The organism is Streptomyces sp. R35, assembly GCF_041053035.1.
GTDB lineage: Bacteria > Actinomycetota > Actinomycetes > Streptomycetales > Streptomycetaceae > Streptomyces > Streptomyces lutosisoli.
The window spans coordinates 2,893,635-2,918,980 of record NZ_CP163440.1; the positions used below are offsets into that span (position 1 = coordinate 2,893,635).

A 25,346-nucleotide genomic window follows, 5' to 3' on the forward strand; every position below is an offset into this window, starting at 1 on the left:
GGGGTACTGCCGTACGGAGGAAATGTGTTGGGCAGGCGAAGGTGCTAGGCGTCACGCACGTGTGTCGCCCCCGCCGCCCCTACCCGTCCCATCCCTGGGGGCTGCGCCCCCAGACCCCCGCTAAAAGATTGCGCAGTTCCCCGCGCCCCTGAAAAACGGGGGCGGGCGGGGAATCGCGGGGCGAAGCCCCGCGCCGTCAGGGGCGCGGGGAACTGCGCGAACGGCCCCCACCGGCCCGCAGACGACACACAACCGAACGGGGTCTGGGGCGGAGCCCCAGAAGGATGGGACGGGTAGGGGCGGCGGGGGCGAAAGAACTGGGCCGGTGTTACGCCTGGCGTACCCGCAGTGCTCGGGACAGGTCGTCGAGTTGGTCGGTGAGTTTGCGGCGGAGGGCGGGGGTGGGGTCGGCGTCGCGGAGGCAGGTCTCGCCGAGGGCGAGGGTCGAGGCGGAGATGGCGTGGACGGGGAAGGCCCAGCGTCCGGCGGCTTCGGCGATGGCGGGGCCGCGGCGGGCGGCGAGCGCAACGGCGTCGGACCAGTACCGCTCGACGTACTCCCGTACGAGGTCGGCCTGTTCGGGCTGCCAGAAGCCCTGCGCGGTGGCGGTGAAGAGGTAGTTGGAGAGGTCGTCGGTGGTGAACATCGACTCCCAGGCCGCACGCTTGGCCGCCGGGTCGGGCAGCGCGGCCCGGCAGCGGGCGGCGCCTTCCTGGCCGGTGGCGCTGGGGTCCTGGACGAGTTCGGCGTCGATGACGGCGTCGTCGACGGCGCCGAGGACGGCGAGCCGGCCGAGGATGCGCCAGCGCAGCTCGGGGTCGAGTTCGGGGCCGCCGGGGACGGTGCCCTCGGAGAACCAGGCGCTGATGGTGTCGGGGTGGGCGGCGACGTCGATGAAGTGGCGTACGGCGGTGAGCCGCAGGCCGGGGTGGGAGCCGTCCTCGGTGCGGCGGATGAGGTCGCGGCACAGGTCGGTGAGGGTGGCGAGGGCAGCCGGGCGGTCCTCGGCGGTGAGGAAGCGGTCGGCTACGTGGGCGGTCGCGAAGGACAGGACGCCTTGGACGAGGGCGAGGTCGGTCTCGTGCGGGAGGTGGGCGCGGGCGGCGTCCACGTAGGCCATGGCGGGCAGTTCGCCGTCGCGTACGGCGTCGCGCAGGGCGTTCCAGACGACGGCGCGGGTGAGCGGGTCGGGGAGGCCGGAGAGGGCCGTACGGACGGTTTCGAAGGACTCGGGGTCGAAGCGGACCTTGGCGTAGGAGAGGTCGCCGTCGTTGAGGAGGAGCAGGGCGGGGCGGCGGCCCGGGCCGAGCTTGACGGAGTTGCCCTGTGGTACGTCGAGTTCGAGGCGGTCGCGCAGGATCAGCCGGTTGTCCTCGCCGGGGACGGTGTCGTAGGCGCCGACGGCGATACGGTGCGGGCGGCTGCCGTCGCGGTCGACGGTGAGGTGCCAGTAGCCCTCGGACTCGCCGATCGAGGGCGTGAGGGTGTCGACGCCGGTGGTGCGCAGCCAGGCGTCGGCCCAGGCGTGCACGTCGCGTTCGGTGGCTCCGGCGAGGGAGTCGATGAAGTCGGCGAGGGTGGCGTTGGCGAACTTGTGGCGGGCGAAGTGGGTGTTGATGCCGGCGAGGAAGTCCTTCTCGCCGAGCCAGGCCACCAGTTGGCGCAGGGCGGAGGCGCCCTTGGCGTAGGAGATGCCGTCGAAGTTGAGCATGGCGGATGCCGTGTCGGGGACGGCTTCCGGGTCGGGGGCGACGGGGTGGGTGGAGGGGCGCTGGTCGGCGTCGTAGCCCCAGGACTTGCGGGCGACGCCGAAGTCGACCCAGGTGTCGGTGAAGCGGGTGGCTTCGGTGAGGGTCTGGTAGCCCATGTACTCGGCGAAGGACTCGTTCAGCCAGATGTCGTCCCACCAGCGCAGGGTGACGAGGTCGCCGAACCACATGTGGGCCATTTCGTGGGCGATGACCATGGCGCGGGTCTGCCGCTCGGTGTCGGTGACGGCGGAGCGGTAGATGAACTCGTCGCGGAAGGTGACGAGTCCGGGGTTCTCCATGGCGCCGGCGTTGAACTCGGGGACGAACGCCTGGTCGTAGGAGTCGAAGGGGTAGGGCTCCTCGAACTTCTCGTGGTAGCGGTCGAAGCAGGCGCGGGTGATGTCGAGGATCTCGTCGGCGTCGGCGTCCATGTGGGGGGCCAGGGAGCGGCGGCAGTGGATGCCGAAGGGGAGGCCGCGGTGCTCGGTGCGCACGGAGTGCCAGGGGCCTGCGGCGACGGCGACGAGGTAGGTGGAGATCAGCGGGGTGGGTGCGGCCTTCCAGCGGCCTTCCCCGAGGTGTTCGGTGACGCCGTTGGCGAGGACGGTCCAGCCGTCGGGGGCGGTGACGGACAGGTCGAAGACGGCCTTCAGGTCGGGCTGGTCGAAGGCGGCGAAGACACGCTGGACGTCTTCCATGAACAGCTGGGTGTAGAGGTAGGTCTCGCCGTCGGTGGGGTCGGTGAAGCGGTGCATGCCCTCGCCGGTGCGGGAGTAGCGCATGGCGGCGTCGACGCGCAGCTCGTGCTCGCCGGCGGTGAGGCCGTCCAGGGGCAGCCGGTTCTCGTGGAGGGTTTCGGGGTCGAGGGGCCGGCCGTCGAGGGTGACGGAGCGCAGCTCGGCGGGCTTCAGCTCGACGAAGGTGTCCGCGTCGGTGCGGACGGTGAACCGGATGACGGTGCGGGAGTCGAAGGTGTCGTCCCCGCGGGTCAGGTCGAGTTCGATCCCGTAGTGGTGGACGTCGAGGAGCTTGGCACGGGTCTGCGCTTCGTCGCGCGTCAGTACGGACATGAGGACATGCTGCCTGATGGGTACGACAGCGCACAGGGGTGGTCCGGTACGCGGCGTATGTCCCCTGTGGATAGGGCGTATGTCCGCTGCGGTTAAGGGGTGCGGTCCTGTTCCAGCGTCTCGTTGTGGGGATCGCGCTGGACGGGGACGCGGGTGTCGGGGTGGGTGAGGGCGGGGTCGGGGGTGTGTTCCTTGATGAGGGCGCGCAGTTCGCGCACTTCGTGTTCCAGGCTCTGGTGGCGTTGGTGGGCGTCGTACAGGTAGCGGACTTTGGTGCGCAGGGCCCAGGGGTCGATGGGTTTCATGACGAGGTCGGCGACGCCGAGGTTGAAGGCGATGGAGGTGAGTTCGGTGTCCGGGCCGAAGCCGGTGAGCAGGATGATGGGTATGTGCTGGGTCTGCTCCAGGCGCCGCATGTAGCGGACGACGTCGAGGCCGCTGACGCCGGGCATGCGCACGTCGAGGAGGAGCAGCCCGACCTGGCCGCGCAGGACTTCCTTGAGTGCTTCGTCGCCGCTGGTCGCCCGCGCGACCTGGTAGCCCAGCGGGGCCAGGGCGCTCTCCAGGGCGTACAGCGTGTCCTCATGGTCGTCGACGATGAGGATCCTGGCATCCGACGGCATGGCCCGACGTCCCCTCGTTTGGACATTCCAGCTTATGCCCGTACGGACTCACGATGCGGGTCTGTGGTTGTGGCAGGGAGTGCTCCGCGCAGGATGCACGTTCGGAGCGCCCGGTGTCACTCCCCCGTGGCGGCGGTGCCGTCCGCGATGCGCTCGTGGTGGCGGATGACCTCGGCGATGATGAAATTCAGCAATTTTTCGGCGAAGGCCGGATCCAGCTTGGCGTTCTCGGCGAGGCGGCGCAGCCGGGCGATCTGGTGGGCCTCGCGGGAGGGATCGGCGGGCGGCAGCTGGTGGGCGGCTTTGAGGTGGCCGACCTGCTGGGTGCATTTGAAGCGCTCGGCGAGCATGTGGACGACGGCGGCGTCGATGTTGTCGATGCTGTCGCGCAGCCGGTCGAGTTCGGCGCGGACGGCGGGGTCGACTTCCTGGGGCTTGCTGGTGGTCATGACATCCAACCCTACGGGGCGTGCGGGGGCTCGATCATGGGTGGATCGTCGGGGTCGGGGATCTGGTTGCTCCAGCCGCCGGGGACGGTTCGGCCCTGCTGGTCGCGGAAGCGGACGGGGGCGATGCCGACGCGGCGGGTGAAGAGGCGGGAGAAGTAGGCGGGGTCGTCGTAGCCGACGCGGCGGGCGACGGCGGCGACGGGGAGTTCGGTGGCGGCGAGGAGTTCTTTGGCGCGGCCCAGGCGGATGCCGAGGAGGTAGTCCTTGGGGCTGCATCCGGCGCCGCGGCGGACGGCGGTGCGCAGTTCGGCGGGGGTCATGCCGTGCCGGGCGGCGTGTTCGGCGACGGACAGGGGCTGGAAGGCGTCGCGGGCGAGGGCGTGGAGGACCTGGTCGCCGTCGGGAGCGAGGTCGGCGCGGGCGCGGCGCAGGGCGACGAGGAGTTCGTGGACGGCGGCGCCGGTCTCCACTTCCAGGAGGGGGTTGCCGCGGCGGGCGGCGCGGGCGATGCGCCCGACGACGGTGCGGGCGGTGCCCGCGTCGGCGAGGGGAACGACGGGCCGGTCGGGTTCGATGTAGCCGAGTTCGGTGTACGTGGCTGTCGCGGGTCCGGTGAAGTCGACGAAGCACTCGTCCCAGCTCGGGTCGGGCCCGTAGTGGTGGGGTGCGCCGGGGGTGAGCCAGATGAGGGCGGGTGCGGTGACGGGGTGGCGGTGTCCGTCGGGGGTGCGGTACCAGCCGCTGCCCGCGCTGATCACGACGGCGACGTGGTGGTCGAGGATGCGGGGTCCGACGGCGGGCAGTTCGCCGTACTGGAGGCCGACACCGAGGCAGGCGAGTCCGAGGCGGTGGTGGGCCGGAGAGGGGGTGAAATAGCGCATCCAGGTGTGGTACATCCCGTTTCCTCCTGCCCGGCTCGGTACTGCTTGTGTCCAATCAGCGACGATCTTTGTCCATGGACGTGGCCGACCGCCAGGGGTGATCGTGTGCCCATGAGCGAGTTCACGGTGGGGGACACGGATTTTCTGCTGGACGGGCGCCCGGTGCGGCTGCTGTCCGGGGCGCTGCACTACTTCCGGGTGCGCGAGGAGCAGTGGGCGCACCGGCTGGGGATGCTGCGGGCGATGGGCCTCAACTGTGTGGAGACGTACGTTCCGTGGAATCTGCACGAGCCGCGCTCGGGTTCCTTCCGGGATGTCCAGCAGCTGGGCCGTTTCCTGGACGCGGTCCGGGAGGCGGGGCTGTGGGCGATCGTGCGGCCTGGCCCGTACATCTGCGCGGAGTGGGAGAACGGCGGGCTGCCGCACTGGCTGACGGGGAAGCTCCGGACGCGGGACGAGGAGTACCTGGGGCAGGTGCGGCACTGGTTCCACCATCTGCTGCACGAGATCGTGCCGCGGCAGATCGACCGCGGCGGGCCGGTGCTGATGGTGCAGGTCGAGAACGAGTACGGCAGCTATGGCTCGGACCAGGTGTATCTGCGGTGGCTGGCGGACCTGCTGCGGGCCGAGGGGGTGAGCGTGCCGCTGTTCACTTCGGACGGGCCCGAGGACCACATGCTCACTGGCGGTTCGGTCCCCGGCATCCTGGCGACCGCCAATTTCGGCTCCCACGCGCGCGAGGCGTTCGCGACGTTGCGCGAGCACCGGCCCGAGGGCCCGCTGATGTGCATGGAGTTCTGGTGCGGCTGGTTCGACCACTGGGGCGCCGGCCATGTCGTACGGGATCCCCAGGACGCCGCCGACGCGCTGCGGGAGATCCTGGAGTGCGGGGCGTCGGTCAACCTCTACATGGCGCACGGTGGTACGAACTTCGGGGGCTGGGCGGGTGCCAACCGGGGCGGCGGGGCGCTGCACGACGGGCCGCTGGAGCCGGACGTGACCTCCTACGACTACGACGCGCCGATCGATGAACTCGGGCGCCCCACCGAGAAGTTCTGGCGCTTCCGGGAGGTCCTCGCCGAGTACGCGGACGGGCCGCTGCCCGAGCTGCCGCCGCTGCCCTCGCCGCTCGGGGCGTCCGGGCAGGTCGCCCTTCGGGAATGGGCCTCCATGGACGCCGTGCTGGAGTCGGTGGGCGGTGCCGGCGGCGAGTACCCCGTGCCGCCGACCTTCGAGGAACTGGACGTGGACCGGGGCCTGGTCAAGTACGAGGTGACCGTGCCCGGTCCCCGGCAGCCGTATCCGCTCATGCTGCGCGGGCTCAGGGATCTCGCGGTGGTGTACGTCGACGGTGTGCGGGCCGGGGTGCTCACCGAGGAGGAGCCGCAGCTCAAGGAGCCGGTCGTGGGGCACGCGCGCGTGGAGCTGTGGGTGGAGCCCCTGGGGAGGGTCAACTACGGGCCCCGCACGGGTGAGCCGAAGGGCATCACCGGGGGTGTGCTGCACGAGCGGCAGTATCTGCACGGGGTGCGGGCGCGGGGGCTGCGGCTGGACGCGCTGGACGACGTCGGGCGGGTGCCTTTCGCGGCGCTCCCGGGGGACGGCGCCCCCGGTCTGTACCGCGGCACTGTCGAGGTGCGCGGCGCCGGGGACGCCCTGCTGGAACTCCCGGGCTGGACCCGGGGGTTCGTGTGGATCAACGGGTTCAATCTGGGGCGGTACTGGTCGGTCGGACCGCAACGGGAGTTGTACGTCCCCGGTCCGGTCCTGCGTGAGGGCGTGAACGAGGTGTGGGTGCTGGAGCTTCAGGAAACCTCGTTCACTTCGAACGAGTCCAGCGAGAACTCCGCCGTGCCGTCGTCCCCCACCTTGCGCAGCCCCACCCAGGCCTCGCCCTCGCCGGGTGCGGTGAACTCGTAGGCCGGCTCGGCCGGTTCGGTGGCGGCGGGAAGGTCGGCGCGGTCCAGTTCGGTCGTCGTCGCGCCGTGGTCGGCGGCGGTGATCCAGGCGTACTGCCCGGCCTTCTCGTTCTCGTAGCGGAAAGTGACCCGGTAGCGCTTGCCCGGCTCGAACCGGACCGTGTGCGGGACGGTCCGGTAGACCAGGCCGTCGTTCTCACCGCGTGACTTGAGGGACTGCGAGCCGTCGATGACGTCGTCGATCGCCTTGCCGTTCCAGCCGCGCTGGGTGAACGGGGCGTGCCGCTGGGCGATATGGGTGCGCGGGTCGGTGGAGCCGCCCGCGTCACCCTTCACGAAGGGGCCCCAGCCCTGGGGGACGTTCTCGAAGTCCTCGAAGACGAGGGCGCCCTGCTTCGAGGGCTGCCGTGCGGGCACGACACGGACGTTGTCGAACCGCACGCGCGCGTGCCCGGCGTCGGCGCGCAGGGTGAGGTCGACCCGGCCGCCGCCCTCGGGCACGGTGAAGTACGTGACCATCCGCTGGAAGCGGGTGCCGTGCTTGCGGTCGGCGGCGACGTAGTTGCCCGCGGTGGAGGTGTCCGTCCAGTTGACGGCCGTGACGCCGTCGGCGGTACGCACCTGGAGACAGGCCCTGCGGGTGTCGTCCGCGCTCTCGCCGACCTCGACCTGGACGGAGGCGGCGTACGGGCCGGGCTTGAGGCGGGTGAGCCGCTGGGCGACGGTGGCCGCGCCGCCGGAGGCGATCACCAGCTCGTAGTCGCCGAGGTCGCTGAGCTGGACGGAGGCGGGGCCGCTGACCGTCCAGCCCTTCAGGGAGCCGGAGTTGAAGCCCGGGTCGTGGAGAGGGGTGGCCTGGCCCCAGGCGGGGTCGGGGGTGTCGGAGACGCGGGTGCGGTGGAGGACGTACGGCTGCTTGGGCGTGGCGTCGAGGGTGACCTTGCCGTCACGTACGGGGATGTACGTCTGGAACACCCGGCCCTGGTCGGTGAGCCGGTACAGGGCGATGCGAGTAAGGCCCTCCCAGGCGCGCGGGAGCTGCCAACTGGTGCTGCCGCCCTGGGGATTGTAGTGGTAGAGCTTCGTGGGCCGCTTCGGCTCCCAGGGCAGGAGGTAGCTGCCGCCGTCGTAGACGAGCCGTCCGTCGGTGGTGATGCGGCGGGTGCCGTCGGCGTCCGACACCGATGTGGACCCGAAGAAGGTGATCTCGTGCTCGTCCCACGTCCTGACCGGGAACGCCTGGAGGTACTTGGCGGGCAGCGAGTGGGCCCAGATGAGGTCGTAGAAGTAGGTCCAGTCGGTCTTGCCGGTCCAGCCCTCGAAGTTGCCCATGCGGGCGATGCCGAGCAGGGTGGGCCACTTGTCGGCGAAGACGTCCTTCTGGTGGTTGCGGATGAAGCGGATGAGCTGGGAGTTGATGCCGCGGGAGGTGTCGGGGCCGTAGTCGGTCTCGGTCGCCCAGTGCGACCAGAGCGAGGAGCGCTCCAGGCCGTGGCCCCATTCGGAGGTGACGTGCCAGCCCTGGTCGCGCAGGGCGCGCTGGAGGCGGTCGGAGGTCCAGCCGGACTCGCGGAAGACGTCGATGTAGAGGGAGCCCAGGGCCGGGTCCGCGTCGCGTCGCAGGTCCGCGAAGCGCTGGGCGATGTCGCCGGAGACGAGGTCGCGGCGCTGGTCGATCCGGTAGGACTGGTCCAGCCAGTCCCACTGCTCGTCGGTCTTGTCGACGAGGGTCTCGGAGAAGGCGTGGGCGACGGGGTAGGACTCGGTGGCGTTGACGTGGACGGCGAAGTCGCTGTTCCACTTCTTGCCTTCCCTGACCAGGGTGTTGAGGTCGTCGAGGCCGCCGGCGCGCTGGTTGTAGTTGCCGGCGTAGTCGGGGTGTGCGGAGTCGTGTCCTTCGGACTGGTAGCCCTTGAGGAGCGTGAACTGCCGTAGTCCGTCGGTGGCGAGGGAGATCCGCTTGACGTTGTCGAGGGTGGCGAGGAACGGATTGGTGGCCTGCGAGGCGAAGTTGAAGGGGATGTGCGGGACGACGCGCAGATGGGTCTCGTCGGCTCCGAGCGGGGTGACCATGATGTCGCGGAAGGCGATCGCCGCGTCCTGCCAGTCGATCACGCCGTCGCCGTTGCGGTCGCCGGTGACGATGACCGTGGCGTACGGGAGGGGTTCGGTGTCGGTCGCGGTCGCGGCGCGGTGGGTCCACTGGCCGGGGGTGAGCTGGGCCTTGACGTAGCCCTCCTTGCGGACGGTCCGGCGCCAGAGGCGGCCGTTCTCCCAGGTGGTGCCGTCGGCACTGACGGGCTTGTCGTAGACGGTGTTCGTCTCGACGGCGCCCGCGAGTCCGTGGTGCGCGACGACGGCGTACGCGCATCCGGTGGCGGTGTCGGCAGGGCTGTCGGCGGTCGGGGTGAGCAGGGTGTCGCCGCTCTTGGACTTGTCCAACTGGATGCGGGCGGCGATGAGTTGGGCGCCGGGCTGGTCGCTGCGGACGGAGAGCAGGGCGAGGCCGGGGATGCGGAGGGTGCCGACGGGGAGGGCGTCGGTGTCAGCGATCTCCGTGACCTGCCAGGTGACTTGACGGTCTGTCACCGTGATCTCGATGTCGATGGTGGTGCTGCCGTCGAAGGCGAGGCGGTACGCGACCGCGGTGTCGCCCGCCGTGGTGGTGACCGTCGGGGTGCGCTCGGCGTTGTCGATGAGGACGGAGGTGACCTCGTCCTCCTGGCCGTGCAGGACGGCGCCGGTGGCACGGTCGGTGTAGGAGACGATCCGCGGGAAGGCGGCGGCGACGCGGACTTCGAGGGCGCCGGAGCGGATGGTGATGTCTTCGCCGGAGGCGGTGGCTGCCGAGGCCGCGCCGGGTGTGCCGAGCGCGGCCCCGATTCCGACGGCAGCGCTCGCCGCGACGACGGCACGGCGGGTGGGGGCGAACGTGTCTGAAGGCATGGCTGAGGGCTTCAAGGCACTCCTCCTGGGGGCGGCGTTCCGTGCCGTCAGCCTGCGCCGCGTGAGGTGAACGTGCCCATGGACAAAGGAGGGACAGCAGTTGGACTAACGGGACTGCCGGCCGGGAGAGTTCAGAGCACCGGTACAGCCCACGGAGGCCGGAGTGCCGGAGAGCCGCAAAGGGGATCTCTCTGCCATGGGGCCGGCGCGGCTCCATGGGACCGGCGCAGCGGGGCGCCCGCAACCGGGGTCACGGGCGCCCACACCGTCAGACGTGCGTGCGACGAGCGCGGCGCCTACAGTCCGGACGCCGCCCGGGCTATGTCGGCCGCGAACGTCGAGACCTCGCTGTACACCCCGGGGTAGCCGGGCTCCGCGCAGCCCTGGCCCCAGCTGACGATCCCGACCTGGATGTAGGCGCCCGTGTCGTCCTTGCGGAACATGGGCCCGCCGGAGTCGCCCTGGCAGGTGTCGACCCCGCCCTGCTGGACGAATCCGGCGCAGATCTCGTCACCGGGGACGAGATCGCTGCCGTACGCCTGCTGACAGGTGGCGTCGTCGACGAAGGGGACGGTGGCCTTGCGCAGGTAGCGCTGCTGGCCGCCGCCCTCGCGGGTGGCGCCCCAGCCGGCGACGGTGAAGTTGCCGTTGTTGTACGCGGTGGTGGTGGCGATCTTCAGGGTGGGCTGGCTGATCGGCGTGGCGAGTTTGATCAGCGCCCAGTCCTTGCCCTTGCCGTTGTAGCCGGGCGCCTGGAGCACCTTCGTCGACTTGACCTTGATCGCACTGCTGCTCTGCAGGTCGACGACGCCGGCGGTGGCGGTGATGGAGGTGTTGTTGCCCGAGCCGTCCACGCAGTGCGCGGCGGTCAGGACGATGTTCGGGGCGTACAGGGCGCCGCCGCAGCCCATGGACAGCCGCACCATGAACGGGAACTCGCCCTGCGCGGCCCGGGTCCCGCCGACGACGGGGGCGGGCGCTGCCTGCGCGGACAGCGGCTGGAGGGACACCGCGGCGAGCGTGACCGCACCGATGGCGAGCACTCTTCTGATGACGCCGGACTTCTTGAGAGACTTCAACGTGCTTCCTTTCGTGGGGGGTTGAACGCGAGGCGAGGGTCTGCCGGCATGGCCCGCCGAAGTGGCCCTTCGACAGCCATGGCATGCCCCTGCCAAGCTGGTGCGGATTATGGGGAGCCTCGCGCACCCCGGGCAAGGGCCGCATTCCGGCCAGACACGGCACGGCGCGCCCGCGCACCCCCCGCCGCCGGGAGGAACCCCGCTTAGAGTGGAAGCCAGTGCTGTGGAATCCAGTGCTGGCGTCTTCAGGGGGTGCGGACGTGGCGAACGGCGGACCCGTCGAGCACGGCTACCCGCATCTGGACACGGTGCGGGCCTCGATCACCGCGCTCTACAAGCGGCTCTCGTACGACACCATCCACACCTTCGCGACCAGCGTGGCCCCCGCCGACGTGGCCTTCGCCGACACCGACGACCTGCATCTGGGCGCGCAGCGCGTGGCCCACGAGATGGTGCGGCACTACCGGCTGCCGGACGCCCGGATGATCATCGGCTTCCGCGAGATGACCCACGCGGCGAACGTCGAACTCGCCGCGGGGCCCGAGTACTTCATCGAACTCAACGACCGCTTCCGCACCCACCGCAGGGACATCGGCGCCGCCCTCGCCCACGAGGTGATGCACGTCTATCTGCACCGCCTCGACCTCTCCTTCCCCGGCACGCGCGACAACGAGATCCTCACGGACACGGCGGCGACGTATCTGGGCGCGGGCTGGCTGCTCCTCGACGCCTACCGCGAGGACGCGGCCTCCTCCCAGAAGCTGGGGTATCTGACGCCGGAGGAGTTCGGGTACGTCCTCGCCAAACGCGCCCTCGTCTTCGGTGAGGACCCCTCGATCTGGTTCACCAGCCCGCAGGCGTACACCGCGTACACCAAGGGCATGGCGCAGGCCCGCCGCGACGAACAGCAGCCCCCGCTGACCGCCGCCGGCTGGACGGGCCGCCGCCGCTACGCGAAGGACCGCCGCCACGCCCAGGACCACCACACCCCCGGCCCCCACCTCGGCGTCCCCTACGCCTTCACCCCCCACGGCCGTGGTCCCCTGCACGTGTCCTTCCCCTGCCCGACCTGCCACCAGCGGATCAGGGTGCCGGTGCGCGGCCGGGTACGGGCACGGTGCGCGCTGTGCCGGACGGTGCTGGAGTGCGACACGTAACAGGAGCTCGTAAGGGGTGGGCTCAGGGCTGAGCACGTAAGGGGTGAGACAGAACACCCCAAAAGGCTTTGCCTCCCGGTCCTTTGCGAGCGAGGGTCGAAGGATGAGCACCAACGACCCCGCGGCGCGTCTCTTCACCGCTGTGTACGAGGGTGACGACGACGCGGTCGTACGGCTGCTGCGCTCCGGCGCGAGTCCGGAGTCGGTGGACGAGGACGGCCAGACGGCGCTGTATCTGGCGGCGGTGAGCGACCAGCCCGGCATCGTACGACTGCTGCTGGCGGCCGGCGCCGCCCCCGACCGGCTCAGCCAGGACACGGACGCTCCCCTGTGCGGCGCGGCCTGCGGCGGCCATACGGCGGTCGTCCGCGCCCTGCTGGCGGCCGGGGCGTACCCGGACACGGTGGAGGCGTTCGGCTTCACGGCCCTGGCCTGGGCGGTGCGGCGGGGCCACGCTCCGGTGATGGAGGCCCTTCTCGCGGCCGGCGCGGACCCGAACCGTCCCGGTCCGACCGGTGAGCCGCCGCTGGTCGCCGCCGCGCGGCGGGGGTCGCTGGGGTGCGTACGAGCCCTCCTCGCCCAGGGAGCCGAGGCGAGGTCCGAGGCCCTGGCGGAGGCCCTGCGCTGGGTTCCCCTGGACGTGGAAGCCGAACTCCGCGCGGGTCTGGAACAGATCCACGGCCCGGGCCACGAGTCGGTCACCCATCGCTACCCGGAGGACGACGGCATCACCATCGAGGTCCAACTCCTCGACACGCAGGGCCGCCCTTTCGCCGGCAACGACCAGCAGACGGCCCATGCCGGGATAGCCACACTCCTGCGATCGGCCCTGGGCCACCCGTCCCATCCTTCTGGGGCTCCGCCCCAGACCCCGTAGGTTGTGTGTCGGCTGCGGGACGGTGGGGGCTTGTCGCGCAGTTCCCCGCACCCCTTAAGGGGCGCGGGGAACTGCGCAATCTTTTTTGGGGGGCTGGGGCCTACCGCGCCCCGTACACCGCCCCCGGAACCTCCGCCTCCGCCAGCAGCTTCAACGTCGTCTCGCCCGCCTCCGACGGCGTCCACCTCGCCCCCTTGTCCGCGGTCGGGCCCGGCCTCCAGCCCTCCATCACGGTGATCCGCCCGCCCTCGGTCTCGAAGACACGGCCGGTGACGCCGGCGCTCGCGGCCGAGCCGAGCCAGACCACCAGGGGTGAGACGTTCTCGGGTGCCATGGCGTCGAAGCCGGAGCCGGGGGCCGTCATGGTCTCGGCGAAGGTCTGTTCGGTCATCCGGGTGCGGGCCGCGGGAGCGATCGCGTTGACCTGGACGCCGTACCGCCCCATCTCGGCGGCGGCGACGAGCGTCAGCCCGATGATTCCGGCCTTGGCGGCGCTGTAGTTGCCCTGGCCGACCGATCCCAACAGCCCGGCTCCGCTGCTGGTGTTGACGACTCGGGCCTGTGGGGTCCGGCCCGCCCTGGCCTCCGCCCGCCAGTGCGCCGCAGCGTGCTTCAGCGGCAGGAAGTGCCCTTTGAGGTGGACGCGCAGCACGGCGTCCCAGTCGTCCTCGTCGAGGTTGACCAGCATCCGGTCGCGCAGGAACCCTGCGTTGTTGACGAGGGTGTCGAGACGGCCGTACGTCTCCAGGGCGGCGCTGACCAGGGAGGCGGCGCCCTCGGTCGTCGCGATGTCGCCGCCGTGGGCCATCGCTTCGCCGCCCGCCGCGCGGATCTCGTCGACGACCTGCCGGGCGGGGCTGTCCGGTCCCGGTGTGCCGTCGAGGCCGACCCCGAGGTCGTTGACGACGAGCCGCGCGCCCTCGGCGGCGTACGCGAGCGCGTGGGCCCGGCCGAGTCCGCGGCCCGCGCCCGTGACGATCACGACTCGCCCCTCACACAGCAGCCGTGCGCTCATCTCAGTTCTCCTTGTTGGCAGTTGCGGCATCGAGGAAGGCGGGCCGCTCCCCGCCCCCGTGGACGAGCAGCGAGGCCCCGGTGATGTACGCGGCGGCGTCGGAGGCGAGGAAGACGGCCGCCTCGCCGATGTCGGACGGCTGGGCGAGGCGGCCCAGCGGAACGGTGCGCGCTACGGCGGCGATGCCGTCCTCGCCGCCGTAGTGCAGATGGGCCAGCTCGGTGCGGACCATGCCGACGACCAGGGTGTTGACCCGGATGTCGGGGGCCCATTCGACGGCCATCGAGCGGGCCAGGTTCTCCAGGCCCGCTTTGGCCGCCCCGTAGGCCGCCGAGCCGGGTGACGGCCGTGTCCCGCTCACGCTGCCGATCATCACGATCGAGCCCTTGGTCCGCTTGAGGTGTTCGTAGGCGGCGATCGAGGCGGTGAGCGGGGCGGTGAGGTTGAGCTCGATGACGCGTGCGTGCCGTGCCGCGTCCGCCTCGGCGAGGGGCCGGTAGGGCGCGCCGCCCGCGTTGTTGACCAGGACGTCGAGCCGGGGCAGCGCGTCGAAGAAGGCGTGTACGGCGGCCGTGTCGCGCAGGTCGACGGGCACGAAGCCGGTTCCCTCCACGGGCACTTCGGGCGGCCTTCGCGCGCAGACCACGACGTGCGCGCCCGCCCGTGCGAACGCCCCCGCGATACCGGCCCCGACCCCGCGGGTGCCGCCGGTGACGACGACGGTCCTGCCTCCGAGATCCAGGTTGTCCACAGGGCCTCCCGCGCGGATGCAATCGCTGCTAGCTTCGAGATGTGCCTAACAAACGTTTGGTGGAAAGGTAGCTGATGCGCCCATGGGTGTCTCCACCTCGTCCCCGGAAAAGGGGATTTCCGTCGTCACGGTCGACTTCCCGCCGGTGAACGCGCTGCCGGTGCGGGGTTGGTTCGACCTGGCCGACGCCGTCCGCGCGGCGGGCCGCGACCCCGGGATCCGCTGCGTCGTCCTGACGGCGGAGGGGCGCGGTTTCAACGCGGGCGTCGACATCAAGGAGATGCAGCGGGACACCGAGGCCACCGGGGGCCATCACACGCTCATAGGCGCCAACCGCGGCTGCTTCGAGGCCTTCGCCGCGGTGTACGAGTGCGAGGTGCCCGTCGTCGCGGCGGTGCGGGGCTTCTGTCTGGGCGGCGGGATAGGGCTCGTGGGGAACGCGGACGCGATCGTGGCGAGCGAGGACGCGACCTTCGGGCTGCCCGAGCTCGACCGCGGCGCGCTCGGCGCGGCCACGCATCTGGCCCGGCTGGTCCCGCAGCACCTGATGCGCGCCCTGTACTACACCTCGCGCACCGCGACCGCGGCCGAGCTGCATGCGCACGGCTCGGTGTGGAAGGTCGTGCCGCGCGAGGAACTGCGGGCGGCGGCGCTGGAGCTGGCGCGCGAGATAGCCGCCAAGGACGGGCAGCTGATCCGCCTGGCCAAGGCCGCCATCAACGGCATCGACCCGGTCGACGTCCGCCGCAGCTACCGCTTCGAGCAGGGTTTCACCTTCGAGGCGAACCTCAGCGGGGTCGCCGACCGCGTGCGCGACACCTTCGGAAGGGCCGGAGAGGCCGGAAAGATCGAAAAGGAGGGGGCTGAAGAGTGAGCGACAAGACCATGACTCCCGACGAGGCGGTCTCCCGGCTGCGCAGCGGGATGACCCTCGGCATCGGCGGCTGGGGCTCGCGCCGCAAGCCGATGGCCCTGGTGAGAGCGCTGCTCCGCACCCAGATCACCGATCTCACGGTGGTCTCGTACGGCGGCCCGGACGTGGGCCTGCTCGCCGCCGCCGGACGGATACGCAAGCTCGTCACCGCTTTCGCGACGCTCGACTCGATCCCGCTCGAACCGCACTACCGGGCGGCGCGCGAGCGCGGCGCCTTCGAGCTGATGGAGGTCGACGAGGCGATGTTCATGTGGGGGCTGCGCGCCGCCGCCAACCGGCTGCCGTTCCTGCCGGTGCGGGCGGGCATCGGCTCGGACGTGATGCGGGTCAACCCCGGCCTGCGGACGGTCACTTCGCCGTACGCCGACGGGCCCTCGGGGATACGGGAGGAGTTCGTCGCCATGCCCGCCCTGCGCCTGGACGCGGCCCTGGTCCACATGAACCGCGCGGACCGCCTCGGCAATGGCCAGTACCTGGGCCCGGACCCGTACTTCGACGACCTGTTCTGCGAGGCCGCGGACACGGCGTACGTCTCCTGCGAGCGCGTCGTCGACACCGCGGAGCTGACCAAGGAGGCCGCGCCGCAGACGCTGCTGCTCGACCGGTCGAGCGTGACGGGCGTCGTCGAGACCCCGAACGGCGCGCACTTCACCTCGTGCGTCCCCGACTACGGGCGCGACGAGGCCTTCCAGAAGCTGTACGCCACAACGCCGCATGCCGAGTTCGCCGAGCGCTTCCTCGGCGGCGACGAACACGCCTACCAGCGCGCCGTCCAGGCCTGGCGGAAGGAGCGCGACCAGTGACCGCGACCCGTGCCGAGTACTGCGTGATCGCCTGCGCCGAGGCCTGGCGGGACAACGGCGAGGTGCTCGCCAGCCCCATGGGCCTGATCCCGTCCATCGGCGCACGCCTCGCCAGGCGCACCTTCTCGCCCGACCTGCTGCTGACCGACGGCGAGGCGATGCTCGTCGGCCTCGACGGCACACCGGAGGGCTGGCTGCCCTACCGCCGGCATCTGACGATGGTCACCGGCGGCCGTCGGCACGTGATGATGGGCGCGAGCCAGATCGACCGCTTCGGCAACCAGAACATCTCCTGCATCGGAGACTGGGCCAGGCCCACACGCCAACTGCTCGGCGTGCGCGGAGCCCCGGTCAACACCCTCAACAATCCGACCAGTTACTGGGTGCCCAAGCACTCACCGCGCGTCTTCGTCGAGCGGGTCGACATGGTGTGCGGGGTGGGGTACGACCGGGCCGCCGCGGCGGGCCCGAGCGCCACGCGCTTCCACCGCGTCCCGCGCGTGGTGACCGACCTCGCTGTCCTCGACTTCGCCACGCCCGACCACTCGATGCGCCTCGCCTCGCTGCACCCGGGCGTCACGGTCGAGCGGGTGAGGGAGGCGACGGGCTTCGAGCTGCACGTCCCCGACCGGGTGCCGTTCACGCGCGAACCGACGTCACGGGAGCTGGAGTTGATCCGTGAGGTCATCGACCCTCAGGGCACCCGCAACCGCGAGGTTCCCATAGCGGGAAAGGCCGAGCTCTGATGGAGACCGCGCTGACCCGGCTCGTCGGAGTCCGCCACCCGGTCGTGCAGACCGGCATGGGCTGGGTGGCGGGCCCCCGTCTGGTGTCGGCCACGGCGAACGCGGGCGCGCTGGGCATCCTGGCCTCCGCGACGATGACGCTCGACCAGCTCCGGGACGCTGTACGGGAGGTGAGATCCCGCACGGACCAGCCGTTCGGGGTGAATCTGCGCGCCGACGCGGGGGACGCGGGCGACCGTGTACGGATCATCATCGACGAGGGCGTGCGCGTCGCGTCCTTCGCGCTCGCTCCCTCGCGCGAGCTGATCGCCGAACTGAAGGACGCGGGCATGGTCGTCATCCCCTCCGTCGGGGCCCGGCGGCACGCCGAGAAGGTCGCCGCCTGGGGCGCCGACGCGGTGCTCGTGCAGGGCGGCGAGGGCGGCGGGCACACCGGTGAAGTGGCGACGACGGTACTGCTGCCGCAGGTCGTGGACGCGGTCGGCATCCCGGTCGTGGCGGCGGGCGGCTTCCACGACGGGCGGGGGCTGGTGGCGGCGCTGGCGTACGGGGCGGCGGGCATCGCCATGGGCACCCGTTTCCTGCTCACCTCGGACTCGACCGTCCCGGACGCGGTGAAGGCGAAGTACCTGGCGGCGACGGTCAAGGACGTCACCGTCACGACAGCCGTGGACGGACTCCCGCACCGCATGCTCCGTACGGACCTCGTCGGCTCCCTGGAGAAGTCCGGCCGTACGAAGGCCCTCGTCCAGGCCGTCCGCCGGGCCGCCGGCTTCCGGAAGCTGTCCGGGCTCTCCTGGCCGCAGATGATCCGCGACGGGCTCGCGATGAAGCACGGCAAGGACCTGTCCTGGAGCCAGGTGCTCCTCGCGGCCAACGCGCCGATGCTGCTGCGTGCGTCGATGGTCGAAGGGCGCACGGATCTGGGGGTGATGGCGGCCGGGCAGGTGGCCGGGGTGATCGACGAACTCCCCTCGTGCGCGCAGCTGGTGGAGCGGATCATGGTTCAGGCAGAGGCGGTCATCGGTGGATTTTCCGCCCTGTCCGACCGCGAAGGTGTTTGACTCGCCCGCATGAATCAGACGATCAGACAGCCTTGGGGTCTCAGTGTGTTCGGCACGGGCAGTGTGCAGGCCGAGCCGCAGCTCGCGCGCCTGAAGCTGGCCGTGGACCTGCTCGCGCCGACGGCGGACAAGGCGTTCGACAAGGCGGGCACGGCGGTGTCGGCGCTGCGCGAGACCCTGCGCCGGCACGGCATACCCGACGCGAAGGTGTCGGGCTCCCGGCTCTCGCTCAAGTCCGCGTACGACGGATACGGCGCCGACCGCAAGTTCCTCGGCTACCGCTGCATGGCGACGTTCACCATCGAGACCACGAACCTGGACGCGCTGCAGCAGCTGATCGTGGACGCGGTGAATGCGGGCGCCAACCACGTCGACGATGTCCTCTTCGACGTACAGGACAAGTCCGCGCTGCGCGACGAGGCCCGCCGCAGAGCGGTCGAGGCGGCGCGCCGCAAGGCGGGGGTCTACGCGGAGGCCGCCGATGTCTCGCTGGGTCCGGTGGTGCACGTCGAGGACGTGGATCCGGAGTCGGTCACGCCCTACCGCGGCCACGGCCAGAATGCCGGCGGCACAGGCGGCGGCGACCTCGCACCGGGCATGGTGGAGGTCGCGGCCGCGGTGTGGCTGGGCTTCTCGCTGACCCGCTAGGGCTCCGGCTCCGGGACCCGGGAGGCCTCGGGTCCGGGGCGGCGGAGGCGTCAGAGCCGTTCGATGATCGTCACGTTCGCCTGGCCGCCGCCCTCGCACATCGTCTGGAGGCCGAAGCGGCCGCCGGTGCGCTCCAGTTCATGGAGCAGGGTGGTCATGAGCTTCACGCCCGTGGCACCGAGGGGATGACCGAGGGCGATCGCGCCGCCGTTGACGTTGACCTTGCCGGGGTCGGCGCCGGTCTCCTTGAGCCAGGCGAGGACGACCGGGGCGAAGGCTTCGTTGATCTCGACGAGGTCGATGTCGTCGAGGGACATGCCGGTCTTCTTCAGGGCGTACGCGGTGGCCGGGATGGGGGCCGAGAGCATGCGGATGGGGTCCTCGCCGCGCACCGAGAGGTGGTGGACGCGGGCGCGCGGGGTCAGCCCGTGCTCCCGTACCGCCCGCTCGGAGGCGAGCAGCATCGCGGCGGCTCCGTCGGAGACCTGGGAGGAGCAGGCGGCGGTGATGGTGCCGCCTTCGACGACCGGGTTCAGGCCCGCCATCTTCTCCAGCGAGGTGTCCCGGCGCGGCCCCTCGTCGACGGTCACCTCGCCGTACGCCACCGTCTCGCGCGCGAACCGGCCCTCGTCGATGGCACGGATCGCCCGCTGGTGGGAGCGGAGGGCGAACTCCTCCTGGTCACGGCGGCTGATGCCCCACTTGGCGGCGATCAGCTCGGCGCCGTGGAACTGGTTGACGGGCTTCTCGCCGTAGCGCGCCCGCCAGCCCTCGCTGCCCGCGAAGGGGCCGGCGGTCAGGCCCAGGGGTTCCGCCGCCTGGCGGGAGGCGAAGGCGATGGGTATCTGCGACATGTTCTGGACGCCGCCGGCGACCACCAGGTCCTGGGTGCCGGACAGCACCCCCTGGGCCGCGAAGTGCACGGCCTGCTGGGAGGACCCGCACTGCCGGTCGATGGTGACGCCCGGCACCTCCTCGGGCAGTCCGGCCGCCAGCCAGCAGGTGCGGGCGATGTCCCCGGCCTGCGGCCCCACCGTGTCCAGGCAGCCGAAGACCACGTCCTCGACGGCGGCCGGGTCCACTCCGGACCGCTCGACGAGGGCTTTGAGGACATGCGCGCCCAGGTCGGCCGGGTGGACTCCGCTCAGGCCTCCCTTGCGCTGCCCGACGGGGGTGCGGACCGCTTCGACGATGTAGGCCTCGGCCATGACAACTCCCTCACAGACATGGGTCATTCACGTACGGCGATCCCGTCGAGCACCATCGACAGGTACTGGCGGGCGATCTCCTCCGGGCTGTGCTGTCCGCCGGGCCGGTACCAGGACGCGGCGACCCACACGGTGTCGCGCACGAAGCGGTAGGTGAGCCGGATGTCGAGGTCGGCCCGGAAGACCTCGGCCGCGACGCCGCGCTCCAGCGTGCTCAGCCACGCCTTCTCGAAATTGCGCTGCGATTCGGCGAGGAACGCGAAGCGCTGCTGGGCCGCGAGGTGCCGGGACTCCTTCTGGTAGATCGCGACGGCGGCACGGTGCCGGTCGATCTCCCGGAAGGACTCGGTGACCAGGGCCTCCAGGGTCTCCCGGGGGCCGAGTTCGGCGTCCAGGACGGCGTCGTACCCGTTCCAGAGCTCGTCGAGGAAGGTCCGCAGGATCTCCTCCAGCATCGATTCCTTGGAGTCGAAGTGGTAGTAGAGGCTGCCCGCGAGCATCCCGGCCTCGTCCGCGATCTTGCGTACGGTGGTGGCGTTGTAGCCCTGCTCGGCGAAGACCTCGGCGGCGGTGCCGAGCAGTTCACGGCGCCGCTCCGGCGAGGCGGTCACCTGGGGCTTCTTCTTGGTAGGCACGGGTCCATTGTGGTCCTCCGCGCCTCGGGACCACGCAGGCCGGCCACCGCCTCGCAGCTATGCATGCTGGCTGCTGACCGCGACGACTTCTCCGGTCATGTACGAGGAGTAGCCGGACGCCAGGAACACGATCACGTTGGCCACCTCCCAGGGCTCGGCGTACCTCCCGAAGGCCTCGCGGGCGGTCAGCTCCTCAAGGAGTTCGGGCGTGGTCACCTTCACGAGGTGCGGGTGCATGGCGAGACTCGGCGACACGGCGTTGACCCGCACCCCGTACCCGGCGGCCTCGATCGCCGCGCACCGGGTGAGCGCCATGACCCCGGCCTTGGCGGCGGCGTAGTGGGCCTGGCCGGCCTGGGCGCGCCAGCCGATGACGGAGGCGTTGTTGACGACGACTCCCCCGCCGCCCTGCTCCTTGAGCAGCCGCAGGGCCGCCCTCGTACACCGGAACGTGCCGTTCAGCGTGACGTCGATGACCTTCGACCACTGCTCGTCGGTCATGTCGACGAGGTCGGCGGTGCCGCCCAGGCCGGCGTTGTTGACGACGATGTCCAGGCCGCCGTGCAGACCGGCGGCCGTGTCGAAGAGGGCGTGGACCTGGTCCTCGTCGGTGACGTCGCAGGGCAGGGAGGCGACCTGCGCGGCGCCGAACTCCTCGGCGAGCGACTGCTCGGTCTCCTTGAGCCTGCGCGCGTGGGCGTCGCTGATCAGCACGCGCGCGCCCTCCTCCAGGAACCGGCGTGCCGTGGCCCCGCCGATACCCGCTCCCGCCGCGGCGGTGATCACGGCGGAGCGCCCCTTCAGCAGCCCGTGCCCGGGTACGTACGCCGGGCTCTCGACGTCGCTCATGACTCCACGCTAACCTACCAAACACTTGTTAGGGAAGGCCGCACAGAAGGTTGCCGGCGAACGTCGTCCCCGAAGGGTGCCGCCGATGGATCTCGCCCACTCCGCCGCCGACGAGGCGTTCCGCGCCGAGGCCCGGGCCTGGCTCGACGCCCATGTCCCGTCCGTCCCGCTCCCCTCGCTGGAGACCGAGGAGGGCTTCGCCGCGCACCGCGCGTGGGAGGCCGAACTGGCCGCGGACCGCTGGTCGGTGGTGTCCTGGCCCACGGAGTACGGCGGACGGGGCGCGGACATCGTCCGGTGGCTGGTCTTCGAGGAGGAGTACTACGCGGCGGGCGCGCCGGGCCGGGTCGGCCAGAACGGCATCAGCCTCCTCGCGCCGACGCTCTTCGACCACGGCACGCGGGAGCAACGCGCGCGCGTGCTGCCGCCGATGGCCACGGGCGAGGTCATCTGGGCGCAGGCCTGGTCCGAGCCCGAGGCCGGCTCCGACCTGGCCTCCCTCACCTCCCGCGCGGTGCGCACGGACGGCGGCTGGCTGCTCGGCGGGCAGAAGACCTGGTCGTCGCGGGCCGCGTTCGCCGACCGCGCGTTCGGCCTGTTCCGCAGCGAGCCGGACACCCCGAAACCCCACCAAGGCCTCACCTACCTGATGTTCGACCTGCGCGCACCCGGCGTGACCGTCCGCCCGATCGGCCGCCTGGACGGCAAACCGGCCTTCGCGGAGCTCTTCCTGGACGACGTCTTCGTCCCCGACGAGGACGTGATCGGCGAGCCGGGCCAGGGCTGGCGGATCGCCATGTCGACAGCGGGCAACGAACGGGGGCTGACGCTGCGCTCACCGGGCCGCTTCCTCGCCGCCGCCGACCGGCTGGTCAACCTCTGGCGCACCCACGCCGACCCCTCGGACACGGCCCTGCGCGACCGGGTGGCCGACGCCGTGATCGGCGCCCGCGCCTACCAGCTGTTCACGTACGCGGGCGCCTCCCGCTTCCTCGACGGCGAGAGCATCGGCCCGGAGTCCAGCCTGAACAAGGTCTTCTGGTCCGAGTACGACATCGCGCTGCACGAGACGGCGCTCGATCTCCTGGGCCCGGCTGGCGAGTTGGCGGACACCGACTGGTCCGAGGGCTACGTGTTCTCCCTCGCGGGACCCGTCTACGCGGGCACCAACGAGATCCAGCGCGACATCATCGCCGAGCGCCTGCTCGGCCTCCCGAAGGGTCGCCGCTGATGCGCTTCCTCCTCGACACCGAACAGCGCGCCTTCGCCGCCTCCCTCGACGCGATGCTGACCTCCGCGAACACCCCTTCGGCCATCCGCGCCTGGGCCGAGGGCGACCACACCCCGGGCCGCGCCCTGTGGTCCCGCCTCGCCGACGCGGGCGTCTTCGCGCTGGCGATATCCGAGGCGTACGACGGGGTGGGCCCCCTGCCCGTCGAACTGGCCGTGGCATTCGTCGAGTTGGGCCGCCACGGGGTTCCGGGTCCGCTGGTGGAGACGGTGGCGGCGGCCGCGCTGCTCTCCGGGCTCGACGAGTCGGGCCCCGCCAAGCGGCTCCTGCCGGCGCTGGCCTCGGGCGAGAGCGTCGCCACGCTCGCCCTGACGGACTCCTGCGCGCTCGACGCGGACGCGGCGACGGTCCTGCTCGCCGTGCACGGCGCCGGCCTGCGGCTCGCGCCCGGCCACGGCCCGGTGCGCCCGTCGGTGGACCGGGCCCGGCGGCTCGCCCGGCCGGAACCCGGCGGTGAACTTCTGGCCACCGGCCCCCAGGTCACCTGTGCCGCCGCCCACGCCCTGTGCTGGGCCCGTCTCGCCACCGCCGCGCAGGCCCTCGGGGCAGGGCTCGCGCTCCTCGACCGGACTGTGGCGTACGTCAAGCAGCGCACCCAGTTCGGCGTCTCCATAGGCTCCTTCCAGGCCGTCAAGCATCAGCTCGCCGACGCGAGGATCGCCCTGGAGTTCGCGCGGCCGCTCCTGTTCGGGGCCGCCCTGTCGATGACACCGGCAGACGTCGCCGCCGCCAAGGTCACGGCCTGCGAAGCCGCGTACGCCACCGCCCGTACCGCCCTCCAGCTGCACGGCGCGATCGGCTACACGGCCGAGTACGACCTCTCCCTCTGGCTCACCAAGGCCCGCGCCCTGCGCACCGCGTGGGGCACGCCCGCCGAGTGCAGGGCTGACGTCCTCAGTGGACTCAGTGGACTCAGTGGACTCAGTGGTGATGGTCCTCGCTCGTGAGCTCCCGGTACTCCTCCACCGTCGGCTTCGGGATCTGCGTGTCCGGTCCGTACAGGGCCCGCGCCAGCCGGGCGCGCAGCCGCCGGGCGGGGCCGACCCGGCGGACCACGCCGTTCGCGTCGACGAGCGGCCCCACCTCGTACGGCGGCGCCTGCTCGTGCTGGGTGAGCGTGAACCGCTGTGCCGGCGTGAGCGGTTCGTGGACCTCGACGTACTCGCCGTGCGGGAGCCGCCTGATGATGCCGGACTCGCGCCCGTGCAGCACCTTGTCGCGGTCCCGGCGTTGGAGTCCCATACAGATCCGTTTCGTCACGACGTAGGCGAGCGCGGGTCCGGCGAAGACGGCGACCCGTACGAACCAGGTGATCGCGTTGATCGAGAGATGGAAGTGGGTGGCCCACAGGTCGTTGCCCCCGCCGACCAGCAGGACGGCGTACAGCGTCAGCCAGGCGACGCCGAGTCCGGTGCGCGTGGGCACGTTGCGCGGCCGGTCCAGGATGTGGTGCTCACGTCTGTCCCCGGTGACCCACGCCTCGATGAACGGATAGACGGCGATGGCGGTCATGATGAGCGGGAAGAGCGAGAAGGGGATGAAGACGCCCAACTGGAGCGTGTGGCCCCAGGCGTTGATCTCCCATCCCGGCATCACCCGGATCAGTCCCTCGGAGAAGCCCAGATACCAGTCGGGTTGCGCGCCGGTGGTCACCAGGTCCGGCCGGTAGGGCCCGAAGGCCCAGACGGGGTTGATGGTGGCGATCGCGCCCATGATCGACAGGACGCCGAAGACGAGGAAGAAGAAGCCGCCCGCCTTGGCCATGTAGACCGGCATGAACGGCATGCCGACGACGGACTTCTGGTCGCGGCCGGGCCCCGGGTACTGCGTGTGCTTGTGGTAGAAGACCAGGATCAGATGCGCGACCACCAGCCCCAGCATGATCCCCGGCAGCAGGAGCACATGGATGGGGAAGAAGCGCGAAATGATGTCGTGCCCCGGGAACTCCCCTCCGAAGAGGAAGAAGGAGAGATACGTCCCCACGACCGGGACCGACAGGATGGCGCCCTGCGCGAAGCGGACGCCCGTGCCGGAGAGCAGGTCGTCGGGGAGCGAGTAGCCGGTCAGACCGGTGATGAGGCCGAGCATCAACAGGGTCCAGCCGAACAGCCAGTTGACCTCGCGCGGCTTGCGGAACGCGCCGGTGAAGAACACCCGCATCATGTGGACGAGCATCCCGGCGAGGAAGACGAGCGCCGCCCAGTGGTGGATCTGCCGGATCAGCAGGCCGCCGCGCACATCGAAGCTGATGTCGAGCGTGGACTCGTACGCCCGCGTCATGATGATGCCGTTCAGCGGCTTGTACGAGCCGTGGTAGACGACCTCGACCCCGCTCGGCTCGAAGAACAGGGTCAGATAGACGCCGGTCAGGATCAGGACGATGAAGCTGTAGAGGCAGACCTCGCCCAGCATGAACGACCAGTGGTCCGGAAAGACCTTGCGCATGTTGGCCTTGGCCAGCGCGTAGATGCCCAGCCGCCCGTCGGCCCAGTCCGCGAGCCGCTCCCCCTTGCCGGTCTCGTCCCGCCCGGCACGCGAAGTCCCGACGGACGACGTCCTGCCAGTTGAAGTCCCGGCAGCGGAAGTCCCTGCACTCGAAGTCCCCGTAGCCCGGCCTGAGTTGCTCTCTCGCACGCCCATGAACCGCTCC

The 25,346-nt window shown here is 71.2% G+C and carries 22 protein-coding genes; 10 read left to right on the plus strand and 12 right to left on the minus strand.

Annotated elements, in window-relative coordinates:
* Window positions 1–328: 328 nt before the first annotated feature.
* From pepN to AB5J50_RS13450, 4 genes are all read right to left on the minus strand, one after another.
* Window positions 329–2,821 (minus strand): aminopeptidase N, encoded by a 2,493-nt coding sequence (gene pepN, locus AB5J50_RS13435; RefSeq protein WP_369257834.1) that lies wholly within the window; start codon window positions 2,819–2,821, stop codon window positions 329–331.
* Between the two features lie 92 nt (window positions 2,822–2,913).
* Window positions 2,914–3,444 (minus strand): two-component system response regulator, encoded by a 531-nt coding sequence (locus AB5J50_RS13440; RefSeq protein WP_369257836.1) that lies wholly within the window; start codon window positions 3,442–3,444, stop codon window positions 2,914–2,916.
* 116 nt (window positions 3,445–3,560) lie between these two features.
* Window positions 3,561–3,893 carry a chorismate mutase gene (locus AB5J50_RS13445; protein WP_369257838.1) on the minus strand — a complete coding sequence of 111 codons (333 nt, stop codon included), beginning with the start codon at window positions 3,891–3,893 and terminating at the stop codon, window positions 3,561–3,563.
* Between the two features lie 11 nt (window positions 3,894–3,904).
* On the minus strand, window positions 3,905–4,789 hold the full coding sequence (locus AB5J50_RS13450; protein WP_369257840.1) for a helix-turn-helix domain-containing protein: 885 nt from the start codon (window positions 4,787–4,789) through the stop codon (window positions 3,905–3,907).
* 96 nt (window positions 4,790–4,885) lie between these two features.
* Here AB5J50_RS13450 and AB5J50_RS13455 point away from each other — a divergent pair, with 96 nt between their 5' ends.
* Window positions 4,886–6,694: a beta-galactosidase family protein gene (locus AB5J50_RS13455; RefSeq protein WP_369257842.1), complete on the plus strand. Its 1,809-nt coding sequence runs from the start codon at window positions 4,886–4,888 to the stop codon at window positions 6,692–6,694.
* Here AB5J50_RS13455 and AB5J50_RS13460 read toward each other — a convergent pair.
* Complete coding sequence (locus AB5J50_RS13460; protein ID WP_369257844.1) at window positions 6,580–9,639, minus strand: endo-alpha-N-acetylgalactosaminidase family protein; 3,060 nt, start codon at window positions 9,637–9,639, stop codon at window positions 6,580–6,582. The genes AB5J50_RS13455 and AB5J50_RS13460 overlap by 115 nt on opposite strands.
* 296 nt (window positions 9,640–9,935) lie before the next feature.
* Window positions 9,936–10,718: a serine protease gene (locus AB5J50_RS13465; protein ID WP_327427967.1), complete on the minus strand. Its 783-nt coding sequence runs from the start codon at window positions 10,716–10,718 to the stop codon at window positions 9,936–9,938.
* Window positions 10,719–10,978: 260 nt separating this feature from the next.
* Between AB5J50_RS13465 and AB5J50_RS13470 the strand changes: the two genes are divergently transcribed.
* Together AB5J50_RS13470 and AB5J50_RS13475 are read left to right on the plus strand one after the other, a co-directional pair.
* A complete protein-coding gene (locus AB5J50_RS13470) occupies window positions 10,979–11,875 on the plus strand; it encodes a hypothetical protein (RefSeq protein ID WP_369257846.1) in 897 nt (298 codons plus the stop codon).
* Between the two features lie 103 nt (window positions 11,876–11,978).
* Window positions 11,979–12,752 (plus strand): ankyrin repeat domain-containing protein, encoded by a 774-nt coding sequence (locus AB5J50_RS13475; RefSeq protein ID WP_369257848.1) that lies wholly within the window; start codon window positions 11,979–11,981, stop codon window positions 12,750–12,752.
* Between the two features lie 100 nt (window positions 12,753–12,852).
* On the opposite strand, the gene AB5J50_RS13480 is transcribed toward AB5J50_RS13475, so the two are convergent.
* Window positions 12,853–13,767, minus strand: coding sequence for an SDR family oxidoreductase (locus AB5J50_RS13480; protein WP_369257850.1), 915 nt, complete (start codon window positions 13,765–13,767; stop codon window positions 12,853–12,855).
* A 1-nt stretch (window position 13,768) separates the two neighbouring features.
* Window positions 13,769–14,509, minus strand: coding sequence for an SDR family oxidoreductase (locus AB5J50_RS13485; protein WP_369265383.1), 741 nt, complete (start codon window positions 14,507–14,509; stop codon window positions 13,769–13,771).
* 91 nt (window positions 14,510–14,600) lie between these two features.
* Between AB5J50_RS13485 and AB5J50_RS13490 the strand changes: the two genes are divergently transcribed.
* From AB5J50_RS13490 to AB5J50_RS13510, 5 genes are read left to right on the plus strand one after another with little or no spacing between them, the layout of a single operon-like run.
* The gene (locus AB5J50_RS13490; RefSeq protein WP_369257852.1) at window positions 14,601–15,392 is read left to right on the plus strand and encodes an enoyl-CoA hydratase family protein; all 792 of its coding nucleotides are present in this window, start codon (window positions 14,601–14,603) and stop codon (window positions 15,390–15,392) included.
* Window positions 15,389–16,255, plus strand: coding sequence for a CoA transferase subunit A (locus tag AB5J50_RS13495; protein ID WP_369257854.1), 867 nt, complete (start codon window positions 15,389–15,391; stop codon window positions 16,253–16,255). Before AB5J50_RS13490 ends, AB5J50_RS13495 begins: the two co-directional genes overlap by 4 nt.
* Window positions 16,252–17,001, plus strand: coding sequence for a CoA-transferase subunit beta (locus tag AB5J50_RS13500; protein ID WP_369257856.1), 750 nt, complete (start codon window positions 16,252–16,254; stop codon window positions 16,999–17,001). Before AB5J50_RS13495 ends, AB5J50_RS13500 begins: the two co-directional genes overlap by 4 nt.
* A complete protein-coding gene (locus tag AB5J50_RS13505; RefSeq protein ID WP_369257858.1) occupies window positions 17,001–18,065 on the plus strand; it encodes an NAD(P)H-dependent flavin oxidoreductase in 1,065 nt (354 codons plus the stop codon). Before AB5J50_RS13500 ends, AB5J50_RS13505 begins: the two co-directional genes overlap by 1 nt.
* A gap of 9 nt (window positions 18,066–18,074) precedes the next feature.
* Entirely contained in the window at window positions 18,075–18,713 is a 639-nt protein-coding gene (locus AB5J50_RS13510; RefSeq protein ID WP_369257860.1) for an SIMPL domain-containing protein, read from the plus strand.
* A 50-nt stretch (window positions 18,714–18,763) separates the two neighbouring features.
* Here AB5J50_RS13510 and AB5J50_RS13515 read toward each other — a convergent pair whose 3' ends face one another.
* From AB5J50_RS13515 to AB5J50_RS13525, 3 genes are read right to left on the minus strand one after another with little or no spacing between them, the layout of a single operon-like run.
* On the minus strand, window positions 18,764–19,921 hold the full coding sequence (locus tag AB5J50_RS13515) for an acetyl-CoA C-acetyltransferase (RefSeq protein ID WP_369257862.1): 1,158 nt from the start codon (window positions 19,919–19,921) through the stop codon (window positions 18,764–18,766).
* A gap of 23 nt (window positions 19,922–19,944) precedes the next feature.
* A complete protein-coding gene (locus AB5J50_RS13520) occupies window positions 19,945–20,556 on the minus strand; it encodes a TetR/AcrR family transcriptional regulator (protein ID WP_369257864.1) in 612 nt (203 codons plus the stop codon).
* Between the two features lie 57 nt (window positions 20,557–20,613).
* Entirely contained in the window at window positions 20,614–21,405 is a 792-nt protein-coding gene (locus tag AB5J50_RS13525) for an SDR family oxidoreductase (RefSeq protein WP_369257866.1), read from the minus strand.
* An 85-nt stretch (window positions 21,406–21,490) separates the two neighbouring features.
* Here AB5J50_RS13525 and AB5J50_RS13530 point away from each other — a divergent pair, with 85 nt between their 5' ends.
* Together AB5J50_RS13530 and AB5J50_RS13535 are read left to right on the plus strand one after the other, a co-directional pair.
* The gene (locus AB5J50_RS13530) at window positions 21,491–22,636 is read left to right on the plus strand and encodes an acyl-CoA dehydrogenase family protein (protein ID WP_369257868.1); all 1,146 of its coding nucleotides are present in this window, start codon (window positions 21,491–21,493) and stop codon (window positions 22,634–22,636) included.
* Window positions 22,636–23,643: an acyl-CoA dehydrogenase family protein gene (locus tag AB5J50_RS13535; RefSeq protein ID WP_369257870.1), complete on the plus strand. Its 1,008-nt coding sequence runs from the start codon at window positions 22,636–22,638 to the stop codon at window positions 23,641–23,643. The genes AB5J50_RS13530 and AB5J50_RS13535 overlap by 1 nt, the downstream gene beginning before the upstream one ends.
* Here AB5J50_RS13535 and AB5J50_RS13540 read toward each other — a convergent pair.
* A complete protein-coding gene (locus AB5J50_RS13540) occupies window positions 23,618–25,336 on the minus strand; it encodes a cytochrome bc complex cytochrome b subunit (protein ID WP_369257872.1) in 1,719 nt (572 codons plus the stop codon). The genes AB5J50_RS13535 and AB5J50_RS13540 overlap by 26 nt on opposite strands.
* Between the last annotated feature and the right edge of the window lie 10 nt (window positions 25,337–25,346).

Coding starts and splice junctions, on each gene's coding strand:
- AB5J50_RS13530 (WP_369257868.1), top strand. CDS start 21,491: ATGGATCTCGCCCACTCCGCCGCCGACGAGGCGTTCCGCGCCGAGGCC.
- AB5J50_RS13445 (WP_369257838.1), bottom strand. CDS start 3,893: ATGACCACCAGCAAGCCCCAGGAAGTCGACCCCGCCGTCCGCGCCGAA.
- AB5J50_RS13510 (WP_369257860.1), top strand. CDS start 18,075: ATGAATCAGACGATCAGACAGCCTTGGGGTCTCAGTGTGTTCGGCACG.
- AB5J50_RS13475 (WP_369257848.1), top strand. CDS start 11,979: ATGAGCACCAACGACCCCGCGGCGCGTCTCTTCACCGCTGTGTACGAG.
- AB5J50_RS13535 (WP_369257870.1), top strand. CDS start 22,636: ATGCGCTTCCTCCTCGACACCGAACAGCGCGCCTTCGCCGCCTCCCTC.
- AB5J50_RS13540 (WP_369257872.1), bottom strand. CDS start 25,336: ATGGGCGTGCGAGAGAGCAACTCAGGCCGGGCTACGGGGACTTCGAGT.
- AB5J50_RS13490 (WP_369257852.1), top strand. CDS start 14,601: ATGGGTGTCTCCACCTCGTCCCCGGAAAAGGGGATTTCCGTCGTCACG.
- AB5J50_RS13480 (WP_369257850.1), bottom strand. CDS start 13,767: ATGAGCGCACGGCTGCTGTGTGAGGGGCGAGTCGTGATCGTCACGGGC.
- AB5J50_RS13505 (WP_369257858.1), top strand. CDS start 17,001: ATGGAGACCGCGCTGACCCGGCTCGTCGGAGTCCGCCACCCGGTCGTG.
- AB5J50_RS13450 (WP_369257840.1), bottom strand. CDS start 4,789: ATGTACCACACCTGGATGCGCTATTTCACCCCCTCTCCGGCCCACCAC.
- AB5J50_RS13525 (WP_369257866.1), bottom strand. CDS start 21,405: ATGAGCGACGTCGAGAGCCCGGCGTACGTACCCGGGCACGGGCTGCTG.
- AB5J50_RS13515 (WP_369257862.1), bottom strand. CDS start 19,921: ATGGCCGAGGCCTACATCGTCGAAGCGGTCCGCACCCCCGTCGGGCAG.
- AB5J50_RS13440 (WP_369257836.1), bottom strand. CDS start 3,444: ATGCCGTCGGATGCCAGGATCCTCATCGTCGACGACCATGAGGACACG.
- AB5J50_RS13460 (WP_369257844.1), bottom strand. CDS start 9,639: ATGCCTTCAGACACGTTCGCCCCCACCCGCCGTGCCGTCGTCGCGGCG.
- pepN (WP_369257834.1), bottom strand. CDS start 2,821: ATGTCCGTACTGACGCGCGACGAAGCGCAGACCCGTGCCAAGCTCCTC.
- AB5J50_RS13455 (WP_369257842.1), top strand. CDS start 4,886: ATGAGCGAGTTCACGGTGGGGGACACGGATTTTCTGCTGGACGGGCGC.